This window comes from Streptomyces sp. NBC_00569 (assembly GCF_036345255.1).
In the GTDB taxonomy this organism is placed as follows: domain Bacteria; phylum Actinomycetota; class Actinomycetes; order Streptomycetales; family Streptomycetaceae; genus Streptomyces.
In genome coordinates, this window is the sequence record NZ_CP107783.1 from 244,576 (window position 1) to 269,103 (window position 24,528).

At 68.2% G+C, this 24,528-nt stretch carries 21 protein-coding genes and 2 pseudogenes; 16 read left to right on the forward strand and 7 right to left on the reverse strand.

Going from position 1 to position 24,528, the window contains the following annotated elements:
* The first annotated feature begins 296 nt into the window (after positions 1 to 296).
* The 7 genes from OHO83_RS01135 (at position 297) to dps (ending at position 8,277) form a co-directional block, all read left to right on the forward strand.
* On the forward strand, positions 297 to 1,709 hold the full coding sequence (locus OHO83_RS01135) for a family 2B encapsulin nanocompartment shell protein (protein ID WP_266679817.1): 1,413 nt from the start codon (positions 297 to 299) through the stop codon (positions 1,707 to 1,709).
* A 104-nt stretch (positions 1,710 to 1,813) separates the two neighbouring features.
* Positions 1,814 to 3,238 (forward strand): family 2 encapsulin nanocompartment cargo protein terpene cyclase, encoded by a 1,425-nt coding sequence (locus OHO83_RS01140; RefSeq protein ID WP_330278470.1) that lies wholly within the window; start codon positions 1,814 to 1,816, stop codon positions 3,236 to 3,238.
* 5 nt (positions 3,239 to 3,243) lie between these two features.
* Positions 3,244 to 4,152 carry a geranyl diphosphate 2-C-methyltransferase gene (locus tag OHO83_RS01145; protein ID WP_330278471.1) on the forward strand — a complete coding sequence of 303 codons (909 nt, stop codon included), beginning with the start codon at positions 3,244 to 3,246 and terminating at the stop codon, positions 4,150 to 4,152.
* Positions 4,153 to 4,200: 48 nt separating this feature from the next.
* A complete protein-coding gene (locus tag OHO83_RS01150) occupies positions 4,201 to 4,674 on the forward strand; it encodes a maleylpyruvate isomerase N-terminal domain-containing protein (protein WP_405633983.1) in 474 nt (157 codons plus the stop codon).
* A gap of 26 nt (positions 4,675 to 4,700) precedes the next feature.
* Complete coding sequence (locus OHO83_RS01155; protein ID WP_432748736.1) at positions 4,701 to 5,960, forward strand: FAD-dependent oxidoreductase; 1,260 nt, start codon at positions 4,701 to 4,703, stop codon at positions 5,958 to 5,960.
* A gap of 772 nt (positions 5,961 to 6,732) precedes the next feature.
* Positions 6,733 to 7,512, forward strand: a complete 780-nt coding sequence (locus OHO83_RS01160; protein WP_266679811.1) for a SigB/SigF/SigG family RNA polymerase sigma factor — start codon at positions 6,733 to 6,735, stop codon at positions 7,510 to 7,512.
* A 204-nt stretch (positions 7,513 to 7,716) separates the two neighbouring features.
* Entirely contained in the window at positions 7,717 to 8,277 is a 561-nt protein-coding gene (dps, locus tag OHO83_RS01165) for a DNA starvation/stationary phase protection protein Dps (protein WP_266679809.1), read from the forward strand.
* A gap of 490 nt (positions 8,278 to 8,767) precedes the next feature.
* Here dps and OHO83_RS01175 read toward each other — a convergent pair whose 3' ends face one another.
* Entirely contained in the window at positions 8,768 to 9,001 is a 234-nt protein-coding gene (locus OHO83_RS01175) for a hypothetical protein (protein ID WP_266679807.1), read from the reverse strand.
* Positions 9,002 to 9,612: 611 nt separating this feature from the next.
* On the opposite strand from OHO83_RS01175, the gene OHO83_RS01180 reads away from it, so the two are divergent.
* Positions 9,613 to 10,788 carry an AI-2E family transporter gene (locus OHO83_RS01180; RefSeq protein WP_389572753.1) on the forward strand — a complete coding sequence of 392 codons (1,176 nt, stop codon included), beginning with the start codon at positions 9,613 to 9,615 and terminating at the stop codon, positions 10,786 to 10,788.
* Positions 10,789 to 11,745: 957 nt separating this feature from the next.
* Complete coding sequence (locus tag OHO83_RS01185) at positions 11,746 to 11,967, forward strand: hypothetical protein (RefSeq protein ID WP_266680296.1); 222 nt, start codon at positions 11,746 to 11,748, stop codon at positions 11,965 to 11,967.
* A 401-nt stretch (positions 11,968 to 12,368) separates the two neighbouring features.
* Here OHO83_RS01185 and OHO83_RS01190 read toward each other — a convergent pair whose 3' ends face one another.
* A complete protein-coding gene (locus OHO83_RS01190) occupies positions 12,369 to 12,815 on the reverse strand; it encodes an SsgA family sporulation/cell division regulator (RefSeq protein WP_330278473.1) in 447 nt (148 codons plus the stop codon).
* 448 nt (positions 12,816 to 13,263) lie between these two features.
* Here OHO83_RS01190 and OHO83_RS01195 point away from each other — a divergent pair, with 448 nt between their 5' ends.
* The 4 genes and pseudogenes from OHO83_RS01195 to OHO83_RS01210 form a co-directional block, all read left to right on the forward strand.
* Positions 13,264 to 14,916, forward strand: coding sequence for an MFS transporter (locus OHO83_RS01195; RefSeq protein WP_389572749.1), 1,653 nt, complete (start codon positions 13,264 to 13,266; stop codon positions 14,914 to 14,916).
* 375 nt (positions 14,917 to 15,291) lie between these two features.
* On the forward strand, positions 15,292 to 15,864 hold the full coding sequence (locus OHO83_RS01200; protein WP_329431626.1) for a pep a2: 573 nt from the start codon (positions 15,292 to 15,294) through the stop codon (positions 15,862 to 15,864).
* A gap of 214 nt (positions 15,865 to 16,078) precedes the next feature.
* Entirely contained in the window at positions 16,079 to 16,234 is a 156-nt protein-coding gene (locus OHO83_RS01205; RefSeq protein ID WP_330278474.1) for a hypothetical protein, read from the forward strand.
* 141 nt (positions 16,235 to 16,375) lie between these two features.
* Positions 16,376 to 16,846: pseudogene (locus tag OHO83_RS01210) on the forward strand (sigma-70 family RNA polymerase sigma factor); the annotation flags it as partial.
* 243 nt (positions 16,847 to 17,089) lie between these two features.
* Here OHO83_RS01210 and OHO83_RS01215 read toward each other — a convergent pair.
* The 4 genes and pseudogenes from OHO83_RS01215 to OHO83_RS01230 all read right to left on the reverse strand — a co-directional run bounded on the left by OHO83_RS01215 (position 17,090) and on the right by OHO83_RS01230 (position 21,480).
* Positions 17,090 to 17,749, reverse strand: a complete 660-nt coding sequence (locus OHO83_RS01215) for an endonuclease (RefSeq protein ID WP_266679797.1) — start codon at positions 17,747 to 17,749, stop codon at positions 17,090 to 17,092.
* A gap of 349 nt (positions 17,750 to 18,098) precedes the next feature.
* Positions 18,099 to 19,955 (reverse strand): annotated as a pseudogene (locus OHO83_RS01220) (transketolase); the annotation flags it as partial.
* An 18-nt stretch (positions 19,956 to 19,973) separates the two neighbouring features.
* Positions 19,974 to 21,014, reverse strand: coding sequence for an SDR family oxidoreductase (locus tag OHO83_RS01225; RefSeq protein ID WP_330278475.1), 1,041 nt, complete (start codon positions 21,012 to 21,014; stop codon positions 19,974 to 19,976).
* A gap of 193 nt (positions 21,015 to 21,207) precedes the next feature.
* Positions 21,208 to 21,480, reverse strand: coding sequence for an ANTAR domain-containing protein (locus tag OHO83_RS01230; RefSeq protein WP_266679793.1), 273 nt, complete (start codon positions 21,478 to 21,480; stop codon positions 21,208 to 21,210).
* Between the two features lie 378 nt (positions 21,481 to 21,858).
* On the opposite strand from OHO83_RS01230, the gene OHO83_RS01235 reads away from it, so the two are divergent.
* Entirely contained in the window at positions 21,859 to 22,395 is a 537-nt protein-coding gene (locus OHO83_RS01235) for an isochorismatase family cysteine hydrolase (protein ID WP_330278476.1), read from the forward strand.
* A 286-nt stretch (positions 22,396 to 22,681) separates the two neighbouring features.
* On the opposite strand, the gene OHO83_RS01240 is transcribed toward OHO83_RS01235, so the two are convergent.
* Positions 22,682 to 22,873 carry a CsbD family protein gene (locus tag OHO83_RS01240; RefSeq protein WP_266679789.1) on the reverse strand — a complete coding sequence of 64 codons (192 nt, stop codon included), beginning with the start codon at positions 22,871 to 22,873 and terminating at the stop codon, positions 22,682 to 22,684.
* Between the two features lie 210 nt (positions 22,874 to 23,083).
* On the opposite strand from OHO83_RS01240, the gene OHO83_RS01245 reads away from it, so the two are divergent.
* Both OHO83_RS01245 and OHO83_RS01250 read left to right on the forward strand, forming a co-directional pair.
* Positions 23,084 to 23,761: a DNA polymerase ligase N-terminal domain-containing protein gene (locus OHO83_RS01245; protein ID WP_266679787.1), complete on the forward strand. Its 678-nt coding sequence runs from the start codon at positions 23,084 to 23,086 to the stop codon at positions 23,759 to 23,761.
* A 290-nt stretch (positions 23,762 to 24,051) separates the two neighbouring features.
* A complete protein-coding gene (locus tag OHO83_RS01250; protein WP_266679785.1) occupies positions 24,052 to 24,468 on the forward strand; it encodes an SseB family protein in 417 nt (138 codons plus the stop codon).
* The last annotated feature ends 60 nt before the right edge of the window (positions 24,469 to 24,528 follow it).

The following is a 24,528-nucleotide window of genomic DNA, read 5'->3' on the forward strand; positions in this document are numbered from 1 at the left end:
GGCACTTCCATGGCCCTCCGACGCGCCGGTCCCGCTCTCTGGAATCGGACCCGCCGCTGGCCGGGACACGTCGCCCAAGTGGGGCTGAAACCCACTGGTACCCGGGCAAACATCGCGCGATCGTGATCATCGGATCGAGTTAATGTCGCCGACTTCCCATGGCCCACGGGGCAAATCGGCCACTAGCGTTCACCTGGTTCCAGACGGATTCCCCTTCATATGACCCCTTTCCTCCTGTTGCCCGATGGCGCCCCACATACGTGCCATCACCGCCCTGAACAAGGAGAGCTCGCCCGATGACTGTTGACTCGAGCCAGGAAGCACGACCGGATTCGCCCCAGCAATCCAGCCTCGGCACGGCGGCCGCCCGCAACCTCGCCACCACCACCAAGTCCGCCCCGCAGATGCAGGAGATCACCTCCCGCTGGCTGCTGCGCATGCTCCCCTGGGTGGAGACCAAAGGCGGGGTCTACCGGGTGAACCGTCGCCTGACCTACACCGTGGGTGACGGGCGCGTGGAGTTCGTCCAGGACGGCTCCGACGTCCGGGTGATCCCTCGTGAGCTCGGTGAACTGGCCCTGTTGCGCGGCTTCGACGACGTCGAGGTGCTTACTGCCCTCGCCGATCGGTGCGTGCAGCGCGACTTCCGGGCCGGCGAGACCCTGGTGGAACGCGGTGCTCCCGCGGATCATCTCCACCTGATCGCCCACGGCCGCATCAGCCGGACCTCCGTCGGCGAGTACGGCGACGAGGTCGCCCTGGACGTACTGGCCGATGGCGACCGGTTCGGGGACAACGCCCTGCTGGACGGGAACGCCCCTTGGGACCACACCGCCACCGCGGCGACCTCGGGCACCCTGCTCACCCTGTCTCGCGCCGACTTCGAGGCCGTGCTGGCCACGGCGCCGGGCCTGCGGGCCCACATCGAAGAGTTCACATCAATCCCCCGCCAACGGCAGAACCACCGCGGCGAGGCGGAGATCGCGATGTCGGCCGGCCACACCGGCGAGCATGAGCTGCCCGGCGCGTTCGTCGACTACGAACTGAATCCGCGCGAGTACGAACTCTCGGTCGCCCAGACCATTCTGCGGATCCACACGAGGGTCGCCGACCTCTACAACGAGCCGATGAACCAGACCAAGGAGCAACTCAGGCTGACCATCGAGGCGTTGCGCGAGCGTCAGGAGCACGAGCTGGTCAACAACAAGGAGTTCGGCCTGCTCAACAACGCCGACTTCAAGCAGCGCCTCCAGCCGCACGCCGGCCCGCCGACCCCGGACGACCTGGACGAGCTCCTCTGCCGCCGCCGCGGGTCGAAGTTCTTCCTCGCCCACCCGAAGACCATCGCGGCGATCGGGCGTGAGTTCAACGCCCGCGGGCTCTATCCGGACCACGTCGACCTCGGTGGTCAGCAGGTCCCGGCCTGGCGGGGGGTTCCGATCCTTCCCTGCAACAAGATCCCCATCACGAAGGAGAAGACCAGCTCGATCCTCTGCATGCGTACCGGCGAGGACAACCAGGGCGTCATCGGTCTGCATCAGACGGGTCTGCCGGACGAATACGAACCGGGTCTGTCGGTCCGGTTCATGGGCGTCAACGAGCAGGCCATCACCTCCTACCTCGTCAGCACCTACTACTCCGCCGCCATCCTCGTGCCGGACGCGGTCGGCGTGCTGGAGAACGTGCAGATCGCCCGCTGGCCCAGGTGACAGTCCCGGCCTGCACGGCCGGATGCGACACCCCGGACCGTCCGGGTCGTCGCGCAGGCCTCAAAGGCCCCGGGACAGCCGCTCACCCCACGAAGGAGCCATCGATGCCCGCGCCTGAGCCGACACCTCCGCAGTCGAGCCTGCCGGCGACCGCTGCCCACTTCGGGGCGCACGTCCTCATTGAAGCCGCGGCCCGTGCCTGCGATATCAAGGCTGCTGTCGGCGGCCCACCCTGTGTGCCGTCCGTGCCCGCACCACCTGCGGTCTCCGTGCCGCCACCACCTGCGGCCTCCTTGCCCGCACCACCTGCCGTCTCCGTGCCGCCACCACCTGCGGCCTCCTTGCCCGCACCACCTGCCGTCTCCGTACTCGCACCACCTGTGGTCTCCGTGCCGGTACCGCCTCCCCCAGACACCCCGACCCTGGCGGCGACACCGATCGCCGACCTGGAACGGATCCTGCGCCCCAACGGCCTGGGCACGGCGAGCCTGCGCCTGATCCCGCGGGAGCAGCTGCCGACGCCTTCCGAACCGTCGGCAGATACGGCGGAGGGCAGACCGATCCCGGGCCTTTACCACCACCAGGTGGCTGAGCCCGACCCGGTGCGGGTCGAAGAGGTGAGCCGAAGAATCAAGTCCTGGGCGTTGGACGAGGTCTCCCTGTACCCCGAGGAGTGGGCGGAGCAGTTCGACGGCTTCTCCGTGGGCCGCTACATGGTCGGCTGCCATCCGGACGCACCCACCATCGACCACCTGATGATCGCCACACGCCTGATGGTGGCCGAGAACGCGGTGGACGACTGCTACTGCGAGGACCACGGGGGCTCGCCCGTCGGCCTCGGCGAACGCCTTCTGCTGGCACACACCGCACTCGACCCCGTGTACACGACGGAGGAGTACCAGGCGCCATGGGCGAAGTCGCTCCACGCGGACGCGCCTCGGCGCGCCTACAGCTCGGCCATGGGCTACTTCGGCCAAGCCGCCAGCGCCTCCCAGACCGATCGATACCGTCACGACATGGCCCGGCTTCACCTTGGGTACCTTGCCGAAGCCGCATGGGCCCAGATGGACCACGTGCCCGAGGTGTGGGAGTACCTGGCGATGCGCCAGTTCAACAACTTCCGCCCCTGCCCGACCATCACCGACACCGTCGGCGGCTACGAACTGCCGGCGGACCTGCACGCCCAGGGCGCCATGCAGAAGGTCATCGCGCTCGCGGGAAACGCGACGACCATCGTGAACGACCTGTACTCGTACACCAAGGAACTCGACGCTCCCGGCCGGCACCTGAACCTGCCCGTCGTGATCGCCGAACGTGAGGGCCTCTCCGACCGGGACGCCTATCTGAAGTCGGTCGACGTCCACAACGACCTCATGCGCGACTTCGAGAGCAACGCCGCGGCCCTGGCCGCCGACTACCCCGTCCCGACCGTGCAGCGCTTCCTGCGAGGCGTGGCCGCCTGGGTCGACGGAAACCACCACTGGCACCAGACCAACACGTACCGCTACAGCCTGCCCGACTTCTGGTAGGAAGAATGGACTCATCTGTGACCAGCACGACCAGCACCGAACTCACCGCCACCGCTGCCCACACCGCTCCGCTCATCCCGGGCCCGGCGACTCCCTACCAGGGAGACATCGCCCGCTACTGGGACGGCGAGGCCAGGCCCGTGAACCTGCGTCTCGGCGACGTCGACGGGCTCTACCACCACCACTACGGCATCGGGGAAGTCGACCACTCCTCCCTCGGCGACGCCGAGGACAGCGAGAGCGAGAAGAGGTTGATCGCCGAGCTCCACCGGCTGGAGTCGGCGCAGGCCGATTTCCTCCTGGGGCACCTCGGCGACATCGGGCCTGACGACACGCTGGTGGACGCCGGCTGCGGGCGCGGCGGGTCGATGGTGATGGCGCACCAACGCTTCGGATGCAAGGTCGAAGGTGTCACGCTGTCGGCCAAGCAAGCCGACTTCGCCAACCGGCGTGCCCAGGAACTCCGCATCCAGGACCACGTGCGCGCCCGCGTCTGCAACATGCTCTCCACACCCTTCGAGACAGGGCAGGCCGCGGCCTCGTGGAACAACGAGTCGAGCATGTACGTCGACCTGCAGGACCTCATGTCGGAGCACTCCCGCATCCTTGAGGTCGGCGGTCGCTACGTGACCATCACCGGCTGCTGGAACCCGCGGTACGGCCAGCCTTCGAAGTGGGTCTCGCAGATCAACGCGCACTTCGAGTGCAACATCCACTCGCGCCGGGAGTACCTGCGTGCCATGGCCGACAATCGCCTGGTGCCGCAGGCCGTCGTCGACCTCACCCCCGCCACTCTGCCCTACTGGGAGCTGCGGGCAACATCTTCGCTGGTCACGGGAATTGAGGACGCGTTCATCAACTCCTACAAGGACGGCTCCTTCCAGTACCTCCTCATCGCCGCCGACCGAGTCTGACCTCTGCTGCACGGGAGGGCCTGCCCCTGACGGGACGGGCCCTCACTAATGATCACCACGAGCGATCAACGAGGTGTGCACTGGGCGGCCACCGGGGAGGAGACGCCGATGTACGCCTCCGCCGAGGAGCGCGCCGCCGGCATCGCCAAGGGCCAGGCCCTGGCGGCCGACGAGCTGCGTTCCTGGCTCACGGCCTCCGCTGACCGGCTGGCATCGGGACTCGACGGGCTCACCGACGACCAGTGGCAGCACAAGGTCGTCACCGCCCAGGGCCGCACGGTCCCTGCCACCGAACTCCCGTGGGTGCGCGCCCGGGAGGCGTGCGTCCACGCGATCGACCTCGGTACCGGCACCACGTTCCACGACCTGCCGGACGGCTTCCTGACCGCACTCGTCGACGAGATCCGCGACAAGCGCGGACTGGTCGACCTGCCCGACGGCCCGCTGCCGGAAGTCGCGGCCTGGCTGACCGGTCGCCCCCACTCGCTCGCCGACGCTCCCGAGCTCGGCCCGTGGCTCTGAGGAGTTGAGTCATGTCCCATCCTGATGTGATCGTCGTCGGTGGCGGCCTCGGTGGCCTCGGCGTCGCCTTCTCGCTCACCCGCCAGGGCCACAGCGTCCGCGTGCTGGAGAGTGCGCCGGCCTTCGGCGAGGTCGGGGCCGGCATCCAGCTGGCGCCCAACTGCACCCGCATCCTTGACGACTACGGCCTGCTCGAGGAAGCCAGGAGGCTCGGCGTCGTCCGGGACTCCATGGTCATGCGCGATGCCGTCGACGGCGCCGAGCTGACGCGGCTCGACCTGCGGGACCTGGAGAAGCGCTACGGCTACCCGTACCTGGTCATCCACCGCAGCGACCTGCACGGTCTGCTCCTGCGCGCGTGCGAGCGCGTCGGCGTCGAGCTGATCACCGACGCGCAGGTCACCTCGTACGAGAACACCGACGGCGGCGCCCGCGTGACCCTCGCCTCCGGCGCGACGCATGAAGCCGGCGTCGTGATCGCGGCCGACGGACTGCACTCCATCGCTCGCAAACTGCTCGTCGACGACGAGCCCGTCTCCTCGGCGTACGTCGCCTACCGCGGCACCGTGCCCGCCGCGCTGCCGCGGGTGGAGTCCGTCGACCTCGGCGAGGTCGCGGTGTACGTCGGGCCCGCCTGCCACTTCGTGCGCTACGGCCTGCGCGACGGCGAACTACTCAACCAGGTCGCCGTCTTCGAGTCGCCCAAGGCACTGGCCGGGCAGGAGGACTGGGGCACGCCCGACGAACTCGATGCCGCCTTCGCCAAGACCTGCGGCTTCGTCCGGGACGGCCTGCCGTTCATGTGGCGGGACAAGTGGTGGCGGATGTTCGACCGGGACCCGATCATGAACTGGGTCCACGGCCGGATATCGCTGCTCGGCGACTCCGCCCACCCGCCGCTCCAGTACATCGCGCAGGGAGCGATCATGGCGATCGAGGACGGCTGGGTGCTGGGTGAGCATGTCGCCCGCAGCCGAGCCGCCGACGGCACGACCGACTGGGACACCGCCCTCGCCGCCTACCAGGCGGTCCGCCCTGAGCACTGCCGCCGCGTGCTGACCACCTCCCGCAAGTGGGGTGAACTGTGGCATCTCGACGGAGTCCCCCGCGAGCAGCGCAACGCACTGCTGCGCGCCCGCGACACCTACGACTACTCGTTCGTCGACTGGCTGTACGACCCGACCGCGCTGACGCCGGAACAGGAGCCACCCATGTTCACGCCGATCCCGCTGTCCTCGCCGGATGCCGAGGCACGGATGCCAGTCGTGGAAGGCAGTGCGGCATGAGCGATGCCGGCCTGTACACGACCGTCCGTGCCCGGCTCGGCCGCTTCGACGGGTCCCTCGCTGTGGCGCGCCTGACGATCCCGCAGCAACAGGGCTGACCGGGCTGCTGGACGGCACCGCGATCGGCGACATGGTCCCCGTGCCATCAATCCCGGCCCGGCCCGGGCTCTGGTGGTCGAGTCGGTCGCCTACCCGGTGATCCGCCAGGTGCGGTCCGGGTGCCTTACAGCGGGGGCCGGCTCAGCTGAAACCGCCACTGGTGGCCGAGCACCGCCCCGATCCGACGGCACTCCCGATGGCCCGTACCGCCGCGATCGGGGCGGTTCTGCATCTGCCGGCCGGCGCCATCGAGGCGGTCCAGGACCTGACCTCGATGAGCTGTGTCAGGTGTAGCAAGCACACCCGACGGCGAAGACGCCCTCGGTGTGAAATCCGTGAAGGCACAGGCGGCACCGTCATCGCGCAAGTCCGTTCCGCAGCCCAAGGCCGCGGCATGCCCCCTGCTCGCAAGCAACAGGCCAGTTCGATCTGGTACTGCCTGTGGAGGTCATCGTGTCCGCCATCGCCCGGATAGTGCGCGGGCGATGAAAGACATTGCCGGCTCCCGCACCATCGGCGGCGCCTTGGTGGCTGTTTGTTCCTCACGGTGCCGGGCAAGCGAAAATTCAGTGCTTGGGACCACAGGCGCATCTTCGGGGAGCGGTGCACCCAGATGTCAGGTCGCTGCTGCTTCTCGCGGACCACTTCCGCCGGCAGCAAAAGGAGGCCCCTGATGCCCATACGTCACACGCATGATGACGCTCCCGATACCGCTGAAGCGTTCCACCGGCTTGCCGCCGCCGGTTCGGCACCCGAGCACAACGTGTTGTGCGAGGAGTTGGTGCAGGCCTGGCTGCCCATGGCACATCGTCTCGCCGCGAAGTTCCGTGACCGGGGCGAGAACTTGGAAGATCTCAAGCAGGTCGCGGCGCTGGGCCTGGTCAAGGCAGTTGAGCGCTACGACCCGGAGCGCGGCGCCTTCGAGCCGTACGCGGTGCCCACGATCACCGGCGAGGTCCGGCGGCATTTCCGTGACTACGGATGGGATGTGCGTGTTCCGCGGCGTGTGCAGGAGCTTCGCAGCGCGGTCCGCATCGCGCGCCGCGAGGTCATCGACCAGCCCGGTCACGGGGGCGAGCCCAGCACGGAGGAGATTGCCGCCACGGCGGGCCTGACCCCGGAGCAAACGCGCGAGGGGATGGAAGCCCTCGACACTTACAGCGCGCTGTCCCTGGACGTTGAAACCACCGCATCCGGCGACGGGTTCAGCCTCGCCGACACCCTGGGCAGTACAGAGGCGGGATATGACCTCGTCGCCGACCGCGAGGCGGCCAAGGCAGGGCTCAAGACGCTGTCCGACCGCGAACGCACCATCCTCTACCTCCGCTTCTTCGAGGACATGACCCAGACCGGCATCGCCGATCAGCTCGGCATCTCCCAGATGCACGTCTCCCGCCTCATCACCCGCAGCTGCGCGCAGGTCCGCCGGCACGCGCTCGGCGCTGCTGCGTAACCGCAGGCAGACCCTGCCCACACCCAACCTGCGCTCGGCCGTCGAGGACCGGAATGAACCTCTGAGACACGACAGACCCCGCAGTTCCGCACCGTGCGCACATCCAACAGCGCTGATGAACGTGTGTGGGCGTGTCAGCTGGGAATGCGTCCTTTGACGGGGGCAGAGGAGAACTACATGCCGTGCGAGACAGGAGAGTGAACGTTGACTTCCCGGAGCAACCCTCAGTACACCGTCCCTGGCATCACGGTGCAGGATGCCGGCACTGTGATCGAGCTGTTGCAGCAGCGTCTGCACGCGCTCAATGATCTGCATCTGACGCTCAAGCACGTGCACTGGAACGTCGTCGGACCGCACTTCATCGCCGTGCACGAAATGCTCGATCCCCAGGTCGACCGCGTGCGCGACATGGCCGACGACGTTGCCGAACGTGTGGCTGCCCTCGGCGGCGTGGCCCACGGCACACCGGGCGCGCTGGTCAAGGAGCGCTCATGGGAGGACTACAGCGTGGGCCGTGCCGACGCCATAGCCCACCTCGGTGCTCTCGACGTCGTCTACACCGGTGTCATCCAGGCTCTGCGCGCCGCCATCAAGACGGTGGGTGACATCGATCCGGCAACCGAGGACCTGCTGATCGAGCAGCTGCGTGACCTGGAGCAGTTCCAGTGGTTCGTTCGTGCTCATCTGGAGACTGCGGGCGGCTCGCTCGCCACGGCCGGGGTGGCCACAGAGGCAGAGGCCGCGCAGAGGGCCTCTGTCCGGTGACCTCATGAGCGCCGGCGTCGGGTTGTGCCACCGATGACGGCAGCCGACGGACTTCGCAGTGAGGCCGTGGTCGCAAGGCCACGGCCTCACGGCTGACCGCGCCGCACCACATGGGACCAGGCTCTGCTCCGACCCCGCACTGACCGGGGTGTCTCCACAGCAACCGGCGGCTGTCGCGCGGACTTTGGCTCCGGACGGGATAACCAGCACGGCCACCCGCTCCGGCTCGCCTATTCCGACCAGGCGCCGGCCACGGTGCTCCACCTGCGGGTCGCGCTTGCGGAACCCCTCCCGTACGGTTCGACAGCAGTCGGACAGCCATGCACCGCACACCGCTGAAGACCAGGGGACTACTCAAGGCGCAGAGCATCGTCATCACCCCGGCGTCCACCCTCCCCGCCGCCCTCACAGTTTCCCAGGCCCGGGGTCGAGCCCGGATCGGCAACCTCAACAGCATGATCAGGGCGACGTGTTGATGATCTGCAAACCCTTAGAGGTTCCTCTCTTGTTCGATGAGCTGGTCGGCCTTCTGCTGCGAGCTCGGTTGGTCCGCCAGGCCACCCATGACGTCGGCCACTTCTACGCCTGTGCTGTCGAAATACCGCTCGGCGATCTCCTTCTGCTTCGACAGCGGCTGGTCCTTGAGCCATCGCTGGTTGTCCGCGCTGATCAGATGCATCAGGGCACTGACCGGGTCCGTGCCGTGGCCGAGGACTTCGGTCATGGGATCTCCTTACGGTGAACGCGCCCCGAAGGCACTGGGTGACGGCCGCCGGGCGCCGGTACCGAAAGTCCTGCCCGAGGGATGCATGGAACAGCCTCAGCTCGCAGGCAATGCACCCCATTGAGGGAGCTTGCCGCGCAGACGGACGGCCGGTGAGGCAGCGATGCTCCGTAACCCGAGTAGACCCACGGAACAACGGGGCCCGAGTGGCGCTCGTCAGTTCCCGACCTTGTGCCTCCGCGACGCGGCGGATGCCGGACCACCCCACGGCAGAACAGATCCCCCCGCAGCGAGGCACGACGCTGGACACCCAGCTCGACGTGAACGGACGGCCTTACCCTCGCCCAGGCAGTAGCTCGGCGCCTCGCGTCCCGGCTTGCGGCACCTCCTGACATAACCCCACCCTGTTCATGACGCCCCTTCATTCGTTCTGCCCCGGACCGGTCATGTGATCCCGGCGGCATTGTTTCCAAGGTGCCCCTGAGGGACACATAGCTGCGCGACTCCGACGACGGAAGGCGGGGACACACGTGAACGACGGTTCGCGTGGTTCGCAGCGGGAGCCGGGCCGACCTGGCGCGGGTCCCGGCTCCGGTCGCGGCGGGCGACGGATGCGGTACATCGTGCTGGGTAGCCGGCCCGCCCGCGGAGTCGGGGCAGTGACACGGGCACGTACGGCTGGAACGGCGGTGCGGCGTGCCGGGGAGAGCCACGGCGTGGCCGTGAACCATGGGCTGCGCGTGGCCGCCGCGTACGCATGGCGGCTGCTGGTGCTCGGGGTGGCCCTGTACGCGGGATTCATGATCCTGGGGCGGTTGCAGCTCGTCGCCGTCGCTGTGTTCCTCGCACTGGTCGTGACCTCGGTGCTGCGTCCGCTGGCCGATCTGCTGGCACGGCGTCTGCCGAGGTCCGCGGCAGTCGCGGTGAGCGTGGTGGGGAGCCTGGCGGCCACGTTGGGTCTGCTGGCGCTGGTCGGCAGACTCGTTGCGGGAGAATCGGCTCAGCTGGGGGAGGAATTCTCGGGAGGCATCGAGCGGATCCAACGGTGGCTGGAAGGCTCTCCCTTCCACGTGAACCACGCGGTGCTGTCGGATATGCAGCACAAGGTGTCCACGTTCGTCTCGCAGCACCGTTCCGAACTGATCAGCAGCGCGCTCAGCGGCGCCGGGCGGCTGGTGGAGGTGCTCACCACAGCAGTGCTTGCGCTGTTCTGTTCGGTGTTCTTCATTCAATCCGGGAGCAGGTTCTGGTACTGGTTCCAGCAGCTGTTGCCGGAGGGCGCGCGAGACCCGTGGGGCCGCGCAGGACGGACTGCGTGGCGGACGTTCGCCGGGTACACGCGAGGCATCATCATCGTGGCGGCCACCAACGCCGTACTGGTCGGGATCGCCCTGTTCACGCTGCGCGTGCCGCTGGCCCTGCCGCTGACGCTGCTGGAGTTCTTCGCCGCGTTCATCCCGCTGGTGGGTTCGCCCATCGCGCTGGCCGTGGCCACGGTCGTCGCCCTGGCAACGCGGGGACCGGTCATCGCGATCGTGGTGCTCGCCCTGATCGTGGTCGTCGGCCAGATCGAAGGCCATGTACTGCATCCTCTGGTAATGAGCTGGGCGGTGCGGCTGCACCCCGTGGTGGTCGCGCTCTCTGTTATCGCCGGAAGCATCCTGGCCGGGGTGATCGGCGCCGTCGTGGCCGTGCCGATGGTGTCGGTCGCCTGGGCCGTGCTCAGCGAACTGCGCACCCTGCGTGCCGTGCCGGACCCGGATCATCCTGCGCGCTCACCGGGCTGACACATTGACGCCGCCAGGCCCTGAGAAGCCCACGGGCCACTTCCTTTCCCAGCCGTCCCGCCCACAGAAGGGGTCAAGCTGCCAGGTTGCGCCACGCTGTGCCGATGAGTCACAGGCAACCAGGCAACCAGGCAACCCCGGGCTCCACGGTAGAGGACGCAGCACCTCGCTTCGTACCCTCGTGTCCCTCGAGTGGGGGCGCTTCGGCGTCCAGGATTGCACCGGTGAGGCGTTCACTCTGCCGGTCGGGCCGCCTCGCGACCGGGCCGGAAAGAACACGACCGGCACGCAGCCCGAGGTACCGACCTTCCTGGCGAGGCGCCGATAGCAGCGCGTCAGCCCGACGAGCACGTGGCCGCGGCGGCCGACCACGGTGACGGCGGCACGCCAGTCGTCCGCCCTGCGTCGGCCGAGCCGGCACGCGGCGGTGTACAGCCGCAGCCCCTTACCGAAGGCATCACGCTGGAACTGCCGGTTGACCCAGTTGCCGATCTGGTCGTAGCGCCTGGACAGCCGCGCAGGTTGAGCGTGTCCCTTTTCGGCCGCGTGCGCTCCGGTGAGCGTCTGGGGGGAGGCCATGACAATCCGCTGCTGGCACTCCCGTGCGGTCCGTTCCGCCCGGCTCTACCAGGACAGCCCTCAAACCCTGGCGGCGGCAACCGTCACTCGGGGCACGGGGTACGGATCCGGACGTACCCCTGGCCGTAGTTGCGACGGGGCCCGCCGCAATTCGGCAAGCTCGTGGTGGCTGCGACGACCATGCCGCCCGTCGACCAGGTGAGGCCGCGCAGCATGGTGTACGTGTGGCGCCCGTCCGCAGATACCAACGCGGGCCGCAGCAAAGAGACTTCTCTCCGAGGAGTCATCACGCGACCCCCGAATCGGGCATGGCGGCGAATGTCGCGGGTACCCGAAGACGCACTGGACCACCACCATCCGACAATGGAGGCGAATCTCATGGGCCTAGGCGGATGCATTCTGCTCATCGGGGCAGGCGCCATTCTCACGTTCGGCACCGACTGGCACATGAAGAGCGTCAATCTCGATGTGATCGGCGTGATCATGATGATCGTCGGCGTCATCGGTGTGCTGGCCTTCACCAGCATCGCCAAACGCAGGCGGGTCGTCGTCCCATCGTCCGCTCCGATCATCGACGAAGAGCGAGATCGCCGTCTCTGATACGAGGCGGGAGGTGAGCCGGGCACCGTCAGGCCGCGTGCGACTGTCCGCACCTTCGGCCTGCCGGTGCCCAATGGGGCCGTGCACGTCGCGAGTTGAGGCAGCGACCATGTGATGCGAGAGCCGCGAACCGCAAACCCAGGCCGACCGTCCTGGTGGCGCTCGGCTCCCATCTCCTCATAGCCGTCGCCCAGGCGGTCGCCGGATGCCTTTCCGGCTCACCCGCGCCGCTTCGGGGGCGGCCCATTCCGTGGGCAGGTCAGGGCAACGTCGCTGCACGCACGGCAAGCTGACGAACCTGCCGTGTGTCCTTACTCGCCCGGAGGCGCACATGTGCGACGCGCGACGGGATCAGTGGTCGAGGATCTCATCTGGTGTTACATCCGTGTCGCTCCTGTCCGTTACGGGACAGCAGGCGGATCCCGATCCTCGTCGAGCAGCTGGTCGAGTTCCGCGTCGACCTCCCTCGACTGAGCCTCGGTACCGAACGGCATCATCGCGTGGCTGCGCTCCAAGTAGAGCAGCAGCGCCTGGTGGTCGATGTGAATGCGGGCCTCGCCCCTCTCATTGCGAACTCGCAGCAGGACTCCGAGCGGTTTGTTCTGCTCGGCCACGGGCTCCACGGTGATGTCTCCCATGCCCGCTGTGCCGGTGAGGCCGGCAGACAGCAGGTCCCGCGAGACGACCCAGCAGGCGCTGCTACGGCCAGGCCGGGCAGAGATCAGGCAGACGAGTGGGTCATCGGTGGAATACCTGAGCACGATGTCGCACCGGTCGCGTTCGCCGCCGGACAAGGTGACGAACCCCCGTGCGATGCCTTCGAGTTGGTTCTCCCTGCCAGGGCTCACTGACTATCCCTTTCCCCCCTGCAGCCGCACGCCGATGACTCGTGCCATCGCACGTACGTCTACGAGATCGAACCTAGCCAATTGGCCGGGTATGCCACCCGACACCGGCCGGGTTGGGCGTCAACCCTTCGCAACGTGTTCGGAAAATTCGCACACCATCTCACAGCTGCACTGCCGAGGGCCTGTTCGTTTGCCGGGATGGGTGCATCCGCTCCGGCCGCCTCTCCCCCGCCAGGGAGCAGTTCGACAGGAGCGCGGTCTCGGCCGCCTGGAGTGGCTCCGCCAACCAACCGGAGGGGTGACGGCGCGCCCTCACCTCTTGCGCTCCGGCGCACGCTTGTGTGGATGAGTGTCGCCATGTGTGCCGCGGCAGCGCCCGGGCACCTGGCGGATATTGGATTCCCTGCGGCCCGCAGTGTGCGCCCGCCCGGACGAGGAGGTAGCCGCCGTGATGACTCCCGCAGCGTCGGAGGAGCCCGAACCCAGGGAGCAGGGCTCGGGAGGTGGAGGTGGTGGAATCGGACCGGACGGCGGCGGGGGCCCGGGCAAAGGCCGCGGCCGGCACCCTGCTCCACTCGACAAGACCGCGGCACCGGGTTCCTCCGCTTTCGGCGTCATCACCACGGCCGTCCCGGCCCGGCTGGACCGCCTGCCGTGGTCGCGCTGGCACTGGATGATCGTCGTCGGCCTGGGCACCGTGTGGATTCTGGACGGCCTCGAAGTGACGACGGTCGGCAACATCGCGAGCCGGCTGTCAGAGGAGGGCTCCGGGCTGGCCATCACGTCCACGCAGGTCACGGGCCTTGCCGCGGCCCTCTACGTGGCAGGTGCCTGTTCGGGTGCACTGTTCTTCGGCTGGCTCACCGACCGGTTCGGCCGCAAGAAGCTCTTCATGGTGACGCTGGCGGTCTACCTCGGCGCGACCGCGATGACCGGTCTCTCCTTCAGCGCGTGGTGGTTCTTCCTCTTCCGCTTCCTCACCGGTTTCGGCATCGGCGGCGAGTACGCGGCCATCAACTCGGCGATCGACGAGCTGATCCCCTCGAAGTACCGGGGACGGGTCGACCTCATCATCAACGGCAGTTACTGGCTGGGCGCGATCGGCGGGGCGCTGCTGTCGATCGTCATGCTGAACACGGACTACTTCCCCAAAGACCTCGGCTGGCGGCTCACGTTCGCTCTCGGTGTCGTCCTGGGGCTGGTGATCCTCCTCGTACGACGGCACGTGCCCGAAAGCCCGCGTTGGCAGCTCATCCATGGGCACCGCGAGGACGCCGACAAGCTCGTCGATTCCGTCGAGCGGGAGATCGAGGAGGACAAGCACGAGGAACTGGCGCCGCCAGCAGGCGAGATCACGATCCACGAGCGCAAGAGCATCGGCTTCGGGCTCATCGCGAAGACCGTCTTCCACAGCTATCCCAAGCGCGCGGTGCTCGGGCTGTCCCTCTTCATCGGGCAGGCCTTCCTCTACAACGCGATCACCTTCGGCTTCGGCGCCATCCTTACCAAGTTCTTCGACGTCGAGAGCGGCCACACCGGCTACTACTTCGCGGTGATCGCGGCCGGAAACTTCGTCGGCCCGCTCGTGCTCGGCAAGCTGTTCGACACTGTCGGGCGGCGCATCATGATCGCCGGCACGTACATCGTGCCAGGCATTCTGCTGTTCATCACGGCCTGGCTCTTCGACCGGGGGTCGCTCACAGCCAACACCCTCACGGCGTGCTGGTGCGTCGTGCTGTTCTTCGCCTCGGCGGGAGCGAGCAGCGCCTACCTCACGGTCTCCGAGGTCTTCCCGATGGAGACCAGGGCCATGGCCATCGCGTTCTTCTATGCGATCGGTACGGCGGTCGGCGGAATCAGCGGCCCGCTCATCTTCGCCGACCTCACCGAGTCCGGCGTCCCCGGCGATACGGCCCTCGCCTTCAGCATCGGGGCCGGCCTCATGTGCGCGGCAGGCATCGTCGCGGCCTTCCTCGCGGTCAACGCCGAGCGGCGTTCCTTGGAGGACATCGCGAGGCCCCTCTCCCAGACGGAGAAGAGCGACGGACACACTCCTGGCAGCGGCGGCGGACCGGCCCCCGTGGGTGACACGTCGGGCTGAGCGACCGCCGCGCCGTCTCTCAAGCGCCGGTAGGCCGAGGAAGCTGGTCTCTCAAGTGCCGGCAGGCCGAGAAAGGTGAGAGACCGCATCCTCGGTGTCCGCCCCAGAGCCGCTGATGGACTGAGGCATGGCGATACGCGCTGTGACCAACTTGCCTGCGCCGATCGGACCTCCGCCCCTGGCGCATTTCCCTCTCCGCGCTGTCCCGTAGACAGTCAAAGATGCCGTGACCGGCTCCTCGTGTTGCACGAATGGAGTAGCACTCTCATCCTGAGGCTGACTCAGGAGCGATCAGCGCTCACGCTACGTGTTCGGGGTACGGCCCACAGGGGGCGAGCGACGAGCGGGAGCTTCGCCGGTGAGGAGCCGAAGAAGATGAATACCGCAGTGCCCTGCTACTACCACCTCGACGTCGAGGTCAGCTCGGAACGTGTCTCACAGGTCAGGCGCATCCTGGCCGCCCACCTCCGGTACTGGAAGCTGGACATTCTCGTCGACCCCGTCTGCCGCGGTGTCGAGGTGCTGCTCCACACGATCGACGAGCACGCCACGGACAAGAACACCGACGTCGAGATGTGGTGGAACGGACAGCACCTGATCACCGCGGTGTCCGACCACGAGCGCGACCTGCCGGGCCCGCACTACGCCCCGGAAGGCTGCCTCGCGGAGATCGCCGCGCTGAGCGACGGCTGGGGCGGCTGCCCCACGCCCACGGGAAAGATCATCTGGTTCTCCCGCCGGGCCCGTCTCGGCGAGCGCGCCCCGCTGCTCCCCGTCGGCCCCGCGCCCACCCTCAACGAGGCACTCGAGATGCCACGCGAGGTACCGGTCCCGGCGTTCGCGGGCTCAGCGGTCACCGATCCCCTCGTGGCCGCCCCAACAGCCCGTGCGCACGGACCCGAACTGACCGTCCCACGCAGGCTCGTACGCCCGACACCGGCGATGTGACACCGGCCGGGTTCAGGAGCGGCGCGGCACCGTAGGCGTAGGCCCGATCGGCCTCCCGCCGGCCGCGCAGCTCTCGTGGCCGACCGGGCCGGGCAGGTCGATGCTGGTGGATCCTGAAGGGCGCCCTGGGCGCGCCCGGCTGCGGGGCGACACCAGAATTCCCGGCGGAACTGTGTTGCGGACAAAGGGAGTTCGCGACCTCGCCCACAGCTGCATGGACGAAGTGACCCATGCGACCGTCCACCACCAGGCGGACGCCACAGCGGACGCCGCCCACCATGCCGAACACATGGGCGCGGCGGTGGTGGCGCTCGCCACGTCGCCCGTCCCTGTGTGCTCCACGATCAGCACGGGTGGCCGCTGCCGCTGAATGGCGCGGTGCTTCGGGCTGACGGCCGAGGAACAGCTCGCCGGCGGATGCCACGTGCACGCCGAGGTCGACTCGGGCGAAGAAGGGTGGGGAATGTTCGACCGGGCCCGGGTCCGGCGGCCTGTGATCCTCGCATTCAGTGTGCAGGACCTACGTAACAAGGTCCGGCTCGCCCGCCGCGACCTCGTCCAGCAGCCCGGAGCCGGCGCGGAACCCAGCGTGGCCGCCATCGCCACCCATACGCGCCTGACCGAGGACGAGGTCCGCGACGGTCTCCAGGCCCTCGACGGCTTCAGCGCCCTGTCCCTGGATGCGGGGCGCCTGTCCTCAGGCGACGACGGCTTCAGCCTCGCGGACGCGCTCGGCGCGCCCGACGGGTCGTACGACGTGATCACCGACCGCGAAGCCGCCAAGGCCGGCCTGGAACACCTCCCCGAACGGGAACGCACCATCCTCTACCTCCGGTTCTTCGAGGACATGACGCAGGGCCGGATCGCGGAACACTTCGGGATCTCGCAGATGCACGTCTCTCGTCTCATCCAGACGAGTTGCCGCCGCGTACGCGAGGAAGCCACCCGTGACGTAGCACGTAGACCAGGACGCGGACACCCAGGCAGCTTGAAACAAAGCACAACCGGTCCGGCACATCGGCGCGCGGAGAATCTGGTCGGGTTTCAGCGTCGGACGATCGGGCCCCGAGTTCTTCGTGACCGTGACCCCGCCCTCTCTGCCTCCGCGGGAGAGCCGCAGGCTGCGGCCTCACGACCCAGCGGGCCGCCTCAGACAGGGGATGGGAACACGCATGGATGCAGGCAAAGGCCGGCATGGATCGACGGCATGACTTCCGGGCTTCTCTCAGGCGGCGTCGTCCAAGCAGTCCGCCACGACGTCCTTGTCCAGGGCCGCCCGCACCAGCGCCGAGGCCATTGCCGCGTTCGTCGCCGCGTCATCGGCGATACGGACCAGCTCTGAGGTCTCCTGCGGCAGCCCGAGACGCTCGGCGCCCTGGCGCGCCTTGGAGTCCACGAAAGGGCCGAACTCCGGCCATACGTCCTGGACTTCACGGAGGAAGATGTCCGTTCCGACGCGCCCGATCCCGGGCAGCTCCCGTAGCAGCGTCCGCAGTTCGTCCGCATCGCCGTCCGCCTGCGCGCGCATCCTGCGCAGATCTCCGCCCCAGCGATCGATCAGGATCTGGCCACCATCACCCAGCTGGGTAGCCGTGCTTTCGTCATAACGGCGATACCCACCGCGCCCGAGCGCATCGACGCGCTGCTGCCAGGTGGCCTCGGTCATCCGTTTCGGATCCCTCAAGCCCGCCTCGTACAGCGACCGTGACGTCGAGACCGCAGCAGAGGCGCGGATCCGAGCGCTGAGCAGATGCGCGAGCACGAGTGTCCGGTACAGCGGCTGAGGGGTGTCCTTCAAGCGGATGTGGGCCTCCGCGGCATAGGTCTGCCCGTGCCGTCGGAGCAGTTCCCGCATCACTTTCCTGTTCCTCGCGTTGCTGGTCATAGCTCCGCTACTCCTCAGCGTGATGGCTCAGCCCATAGCGCGGGCCTTGGCTAGGGTGTCTCGGCGAGCCGACGGCTGGTGTGTGGACCGCGTGCGCACGGCGCGTCCTTCATCGCCGACGGCCGCCTCGAACGCCAACTGCGCCGGCCCGTGTTCGCCGACATGCGAACGGCGGAATGGAGGGGTGCCGTGGAAGGAGTGAGGAGGTGGCGAACGCCATGGCACGTGCAGTGTGGGGCGGCACCCTGACCTTCGGGTTGGTCTCCCTGCCGATACAGCCGCGGTGGATGCCGAGGGTGCGGCGGCCCGCGCGGACCGTGTCGGCGCTGGTCATGTCGGTGTCCTCCGGTCAGCGCACGACGGCCGTCTCGACCAGCAGCCGCGCCGCCGCCGCGATCGACTCGGCATCGATACCGGCTGCGTGCAGTTGCTCCGCGGGGCTCGCCGAACCGGGCATCGTCCGGACAGCCAGTCGCACCAGACGCGGGACGGGGCGGCCGTCGGCAAACGCGTCGAGCACCGCGTCCCCGATGCCGCCCTCCTCGCGGTGGTCCTCCACTGTCAGGAGGCAGCCGGTGCTTTCGGCCGCCTCGCGCAGGGTGCGGCGATCGACGGGCTTGACCGAGTAGAGGTCAATCACGCGGACCTGGACGCCCTCGCCGTCGAGCAACTCGGCCGCCTTCAGGGCCTCATGGAGGGTGACACCGGCCGCGACCACGGTGAGCCGGTCCTGGCCGGAAGCGCGCAGCACCTTGCTTCCGCCGATCGGGAATTCCTCGGTAGGGCTGTAGATGACGGGGGTCTCTCCCCGCGTGGTACGCAGATAGCGGATGCCGTCGAGGTCGGCCATCTGCGCGACGAGTTTGGCCGTCTGGTTGGCATCGCAGGGGTAGAGCACCGTTGAGCCGTACATCGCCCGGAACATCGCCAGGTCCTCGAGCCCCATCTGTGAGGGCCCGTCCTGGCCGATGGCGACGCCCGCGTGCGACCCGACGAGATTGATCCCGGCTCCGCTGATCGTGGCCATGCGCACGAAGTCGTACGCGCGAGTGAGGAACGCGGCGAACGTGCAGGCGTACGGCACCCAACCGCGCGTCGCCATCCCGACGGACGTGGCCACCAGCTGCTGCTCAGCGATGTAGCACTCGAAGAAGCGGTCTGGGTGCTCCTTGGCGAAGAACTCGGAGCGCGTCGAGTCACCCACCTCGCCGTCCACGGCGACGACGTCGCCACGGGCGGTTCCGACAGCGGCGAGCGCCCGCCCGTAGGCGTCGCGGGTGGCGACATCGTCGCCGATGTCGTAACGGGGAAGCTCGGCATGCCCCGATCCCACGGGATGCAGCCGCCGCGCGGCCGGCGGATGAGGCACCTCGACTCGCACATCACGTAGACCGCCGAGTTCGGCGATCGCTTCCTCGGCGTCCGGCAGCGGCTTGCCGTGCAGACCCTCGCGGTCCTCGACGGAGGCCACGCCCTTGCCCTTGAGGGTGCGGGCGAGGATCGCGGTCGGCTGCCCGGAGGTGGACTGCGCCTCGTCGTATGCCCGGTCGACCGCGTCGACGTCGTGCCCGTCGACCTCGACGGTGTGCCAGCCGAAGGCCTGGAAACGGCGTGCGTAGGCCCCCAGGTCGTGTCCGTGCCGGGTCGGGCCGCGCTGGCCCAGACGGTTGACGTCGACGATCGCGGTGAGATTGTCCAGGTGCTCGTACCCGGCGTGCTCAGCGGCCTCCCACACGGAGCCCTCGGCGAGCTCGCTGTCGCCGCACAACACCCAGACGCGGTATTCCGTGTGGTCGAGCCGTTTGCCGGCCAGCGCGATGCCGACGCCGACGGGCAGCCCCTGGCCGAGGGAGCCGGTGGCCGTCTCGACCCACGGCAGCCGCCGGGGAGTCGGATGGCCCTCTAGCCGGCTGTCGAGCCTGCGGAAGGTGAGCAGCTCGGTGTCGTTGATCGCGCCGACGGCCTTGTACGCGGCGTACAGCAGCGGTGAGGCATGCCCCTTCGAGAGCACGAACCGGTCATTGCCCGGATGTGCGGGGCGGTCGAAGTCGTAACGCATGTGACGGGCCAACAGAACGGCCATCAGGTCGGCGGCCGACATCGAGGAGGTGGGGTGCCCGGAGCCGGCAGCGGCGGACGCGCGAACACTGTCGACGCGCAGCTGCTGGGCGAGTTCGGTGAGTTGACGGGTGTTCATGTCGCTCCTTACCTCCGATGTGGTCGCTCATGCGGGCTTTCCGCGCCCCCCTGCCCGGAGCGGCCAAACACCGCGGGACGGCCCGAGCTGAAACCTCCCGCGCTGTGGGACATCTTGCGTGCGAAGAGCACTGCCCCACAGACGATGAAGGCGGCCTGGCCGGCCCATGCTCGGTTGCGGGACATCCATTCCCTGCGCACCGCCCGGCCGGGACTCCACGTCGAAGGGCCCGGGCGCCCAGAAGTCCCCTCCCCGGGGTGTGTCGGCGGGGCTCCAGAGGGTGCCGGTCCCGGCGTGCTCACTTTCATCGAGCTGGGCGTCGTCTCCATAGGCGAGGTAACGGTTGAGCAGACCGGGAACCAGTGCGTTGCCGACCGGCGGGGCCACCGTGGACCCACCGATCCAGACCGCGAGCCTCCGGGGGTGAGCAGCGGCGTGATCCATGGCGCGGGCGGCCAGGTCCGGTTCATGGACCGGGGTGCCGGGGCGGGCCCGCCCCGGCACATGACTCAACACCCGGGCGAATTGGAGTGTGTTGACGACAGACACTTGCATCATCGTCGTCCGCGCCCGGGTGCCCTCGTGCAACAGCTCGCATCTCAGGAATGCGTTGCGACCCTGGATGGCGTGCTTGGCCCCGCAGTACGCGGACGGCAGAGGGATCCCGCGGTATGCGAGCGCGGGTCCGACCTGCGCGTTCGTCCCACGGTTGTTGAGGAGCATGTGGCTCAATGCTGCTCTTGTACCGAACACGCAGCAAAGGCCGGTCACTTCGGTGACTCGTCGGCATTCGTCGGGCGTGGCCTGCGGGAAGGGGGCGACGACTCCGGCAAACGCGTTGTTGACCCAGACGTCGATCCGGGCGAACGCGTCGACCACCGGTTGGTCAGCTCGATCGATGGCCTTGGGGTCGGTCACGTCGACGGGGAGGATCAACCCTTCGCCGCCCGCATGCCGCACCTCGTCCACCGCGCCGGCCAGTCCGGCACTGCCCCGGGCCACAGCGGCCCGGTCTCCGAGGGTGGCCACGGCCGTGGCCCGACCCATGCCGACGCTCGCTCCGGTCACGACGACGGCCCTCGGGAGCCGGATCATGGCTCGCCTGGCCGGGCATTGTCGTGTGTGAGCCGCTCCAAACGGTCCATGGCGGCCGAGTACCCGACCGCCATGGCCCATAACGCCGTTCTTTTCGTGCCGGAGCCGGAGAACCGAGGGCCTCCGACCACTCGGCCCCGAGCAGCGGCGCTGCCTTTGCGCCTGATCAGATCCTCGGCGCTCGCCCGCGCTGGGCGAGCTGGCGATTCAGTTCGGTGCGGATGTCGGCGCACAATGCGCCCGAGCGGCCCCACTCGACCAGCAGCTCGGCAACGTTACGGAGCTTGATGTCTGTGCGCATGGACGTCTCCCGCAGGACGTCCCAGGCTTCCGCCGACGTCATCCGCCCTACGGCGATGAGCACGCCGGCCGCTTGGTCGATCACCACGTCGAAGACCCCCGGCTGCGGCCGACAGGCTTCGCTCTCCGGGTCCAGCACGGGTTCCTCAGGACCTTCGGCCGCAGGCTCATCGCGTCGCTGCTCATAGGGGTGTGGCCTCAACGGTGCCTCCAGGACAATCGGCGACAAATGACACCACTACTCTCCCTGTCCCTGAGTAATGCGACAATCCGCCGAGAGGCGTACGAGTTGCCCTTGGACGTGGCACCACCACAGCCACCTCAGGAGCCCGACGTGTCGTTCTTGTCCCCGTGGGCACCCGTGCCATGGCCACAGCAGTGCCGCACCATTTCCCACGGATGCATTTCTTCGGCTTCTACCGCACCAAGGTGCTGTCGCAGCTGTGGACCTGAGTCACCTGTCTCGGGGGAACTGTGGGAGAGGTGCCGCCGAAGCACGGCACGCAAGGGGAAAGGCATGGGAAAGACCGCGGTCGTCGTCATCGACATGATCAACACATACGAACACGATGACGCCCACCTGTTGCTGCCCGCTGCGGAGGCCGCGCTCCCGGCCATCGTGCGGCTGCTCGAACGTGCCCGCGAGAGCGGCGTTCCGGTCATCTACGCGAACGACAACTTCGGCCAGTGGAGATCCCATCACGGCGAGCTCCTGGAGACCGCACTCTCAGGCCCGCACGCAGATCTCGTCCGCCCCCTCAGCCCGGACAAGGATTCCCTCTTCGTCGTCAAGGCACGGCATTCCATCTTCTTCGAGACACCGCTCAGCTATCTCCTTCGACAGCAAGAAATCGAGCGTGTCGTGCTGTGCGGCCAGGTCACGGAGCAGTGCATCCTCTATTCGGCCCTGGACGCCCACATCCGTCACCTCGAGGTGACGGTGCCCCGTGACGCGGTCGCCCACATCCATGAGGATCTGGCGGATGCCGCTCTGCGGATGATGGAGCGGAACATGGGCGCCGACATCGTGGTCGCCGATGAGATCAAGTTCTGACCCGGGTGTCGCTACGCCGGCGAAACCCTCTCCTCCATCGGCCCGGAAACTCGTGCCGGGTCTGCCGTTCGGCGACCCAGTACCCAGAGCTGCGGTGTCCAGGTCTCGTCTTCGACACTTTCGTCCTCGACGTCCTCGCCGTCGCCTCCGTGCGGGGCGCCGAGATCCAGTCCTCAGTTCCCGGCACACCTCACGGCTGACGGACACGGACGGTGACGCGCGGAGTCGGCCGCGGCCGCACGCATGGATGGCCCCCACCAGCATGGTGGGGGCCATCCACGTAAGGTCAGTGCTGGCGGTGCTTGACGGGCTCAGCAGCGCCTCGGGCACGGTCGTGGACCTCGTGCAGGGACTCGTTGGCCTTGCTCTTCGCCTGGTCGGCCCTGCCCGTGGCCTCACTGCGGCGATCGCCGGTGACCTTGCCGGTCATCTGCTTGGCCTTGCCCTTGGTCTTGTCCGTGCCGGCCTTACCTGCCATGACAACTCCTCGTTCTCTGGGGCGTCTTGTGTGACGCCTGCTCCTCCAACGTAGGAGAGACGAAGGAAGATCGCCCGCCGGACAGTCACACTGTGTGATCCGACCTCGTGGCCGGGGGTGCGCGGCCGTAACGGCCCGAGCGTCGCGTGTCCGAGACGATCACGGGTACTCGACCGCAACGGACCCGCGGCCCCGAAGGAGGGAGCTGCCGTGAGCGAGAAGGACAAACTGCGGACCTATCGCGGGGAGCGGCACTTCGACCGGACGCCCGAACCGAGCGGCGAGCGCGCGACGAAGGACGAGGCGTCACCGGCCATGGGCGAGGAGCCCACGTTCGTGGTGCAGATCCACGAAGCGAGCACGATGCACTTCGACTTCCGCCTCGAGGTCGAGGGAGTACTCAAGTCCTGGTCGGTCCCGAAGGGGCCTTCCTCCGACCCGCAGGACAAGAGACTCGCCATCCCCACCGAGGACCACCCTTTGAACTACATGGATTTCGAGGGGGTGATCCCAACGGACGAGTACGGCGGCGGAACCGTCATCGTCTGGGACCGTGGTACGTACCGGCCGACCAGCCATGACAAGCGGAACCGGCCGGTGCCGTTCGGGCAGGCCTTGGAGGACGGCCACGCGACGTTCGAGCTGCACGGCAAGAAGCTGCATGGACAGTACGCACTCACCCGGTTCCACGGCCGCGAGGAAGCGAGCGGCGCGGTCGCCAAAAGGCCGACATGGCTTCTCGTTCATACCGGTCACGGACACGGGAGCAGCGCCGGCACCCCCGATCCACGGCGGGCCCGGTCGGTTCGCAGCGGCCGAACGCTGCGGCAGGTCGCCGAGGCGCCGGACGCGCCCACATGGGAGGCGAACGACGGTGAACGGGAATGACCGGCCCGTTGTATGCACCGCCGCCCGAACTCGAGCCCCGGATCCGGTCACTCCGAAGACGGGTCAGGACGATCCTGTCCCCGGCGGCGCACTTCCCCCGTTGCAGTCCAGCAGGCCGACTGCCTCACCAGCGCCGAAGAGCACACCCCACTCCCCCATCCCAGGCGCGACAGCCCGACCTCCCCGCCGCATAGTTGGATCACTCCTGGGTACCGGAGAGCGGAGACGGCAGACCCCCACCCGGCGAACCCACGCCGGGCGGCCCACTCGGAGCCACGAGGGGACAAACGATGTGTGACAACAACATCCCCGAGGAACTGTTCGCGGCCGCCGCCCAGGACGCCCTACGCGACCTCCACCGAGCACCCGACGACGTGGCCGCGCTGGACACACTGGCCGCGTGCGACATTCTCGTTCCTGAACCTACCGAACTCGACACTCACGACCACTCGGAAGACGGCGGACTGACGCTTCCCGTGATCGACGATCCACCACGCCTCCGGGCCGTCCCCGTCTTCACATCGGCAGAGCGGATGGGCCAGGCACTGCCCGACATTCTCGTGAGTCACCAGATACAACTAGGGCTGCTGGCAGCCAACTGGCCCGCCGACGAAGACCTGGCACTGCTCATCGACCCTGGCCACCACGACGGCGTGATCCTCACCAGTAAGGGCGTACGCGCCCTGCTTGCCCCGCCCCGGCCTTGAGCGACCGCTCACCAAGCGCTCATGACGGCAGTCAACACGGCGCAACCGCAGACGGAAACC

Bases quoted from the DNA above. Each gene is read 5' to 3' on its own strand.
- OHO83_RS01250 (WP_266679785.1), top strand. From the start codon at position 24,052: ATGTGTGACAACAACATCCCCGAGGAACTGTTCGCGGCCGCCGCCCAG.
- OHO83_RS01180 (WP_389572753.1), top strand. From the start codon at position 9,613: ATGCGGTACATCGTGCTGGGTAGCCGGCCCGCCCGCGGAGTCGGGGCA.
- OHO83_RS01175 (WP_266679807.1), bottom strand. From the start codon at position 9,001: ATGACCGAAGTCCTCGGCCACGGCACGGACCCGGTCAGTGCCCTGATG.
- OHO83_RS01150 (WP_405633983.1), top strand. From the start codon at position 4,201: ATGATCACCACGAGCGATCAACGAGGTGTGCACTGGGCGGCCACCGGG.
- OHO83_RS01205 (WP_330278474.1), top strand. From the start codon at position 16,079: ATGGACGAAGTGACCCATGCGACCGTCCACCACCAGGCGGACGCCACA.
- OHO83_RS01185 (WP_266680296.1), top strand. From the start codon at position 11,746: ATGGGCCTAGGCGGATGCATTCTGCTCATCGGGGCAGGCGCCATTCTC.
- OHO83_RS01145 (WP_330278471.1), top strand. From the start codon at position 3,244: ATGGACTCATCTGTGACCAGCACGACCAGCACCGAACTCACCGCCACC.
- OHO83_RS01215 (WP_266679797.1), bottom strand. From the start codon at position 17,749: ATGACCAGCAACGCGAGGAACAGGAAAGTGATGCGGGAACTGCTCCGA.
- OHO83_RS01160 (WP_266679811.1), top strand. From the start codon at position 6,733: ATGCCCATACGTCACACGCATGATGACGCTCCCGATACCGCTGAAGCG.
- OHO83_RS01135 (WP_266679817.1), top strand. From the start codon at position 297: ATGACTGTTGACTCGAGCCAGGAAGCACGACCGGATTCGCCCCAGCAA.
- OHO83_RS01140 (WP_330278470.1), top strand. From the start codon at position 1,814: ATGCCCGCGCCTGAGCCGACACCTCCGCAGTCGAGCCTGCCGGCGACC.
- OHO83_RS01235 (WP_330278476.1), top strand. From the start codon at position 21,859: ATGGGAAAGACCGCGGTCGTCGTCATCGACATGATCAACACATACGAA.
- OHO83_RS01240 (WP_266679789.1), bottom strand. From the start codon at position 22,873: ATGGCAGGTAAGGCCGGCACGGACAAGACCAAGGGCAAGGCCAAGCAG.
- OHO83_RS01200 (WP_329431626.1), top strand. From the start codon at position 15,292: ATGAATACCGCAGTGCCCTGCTACTACCACCTCGACGTCGAGGTCAGC.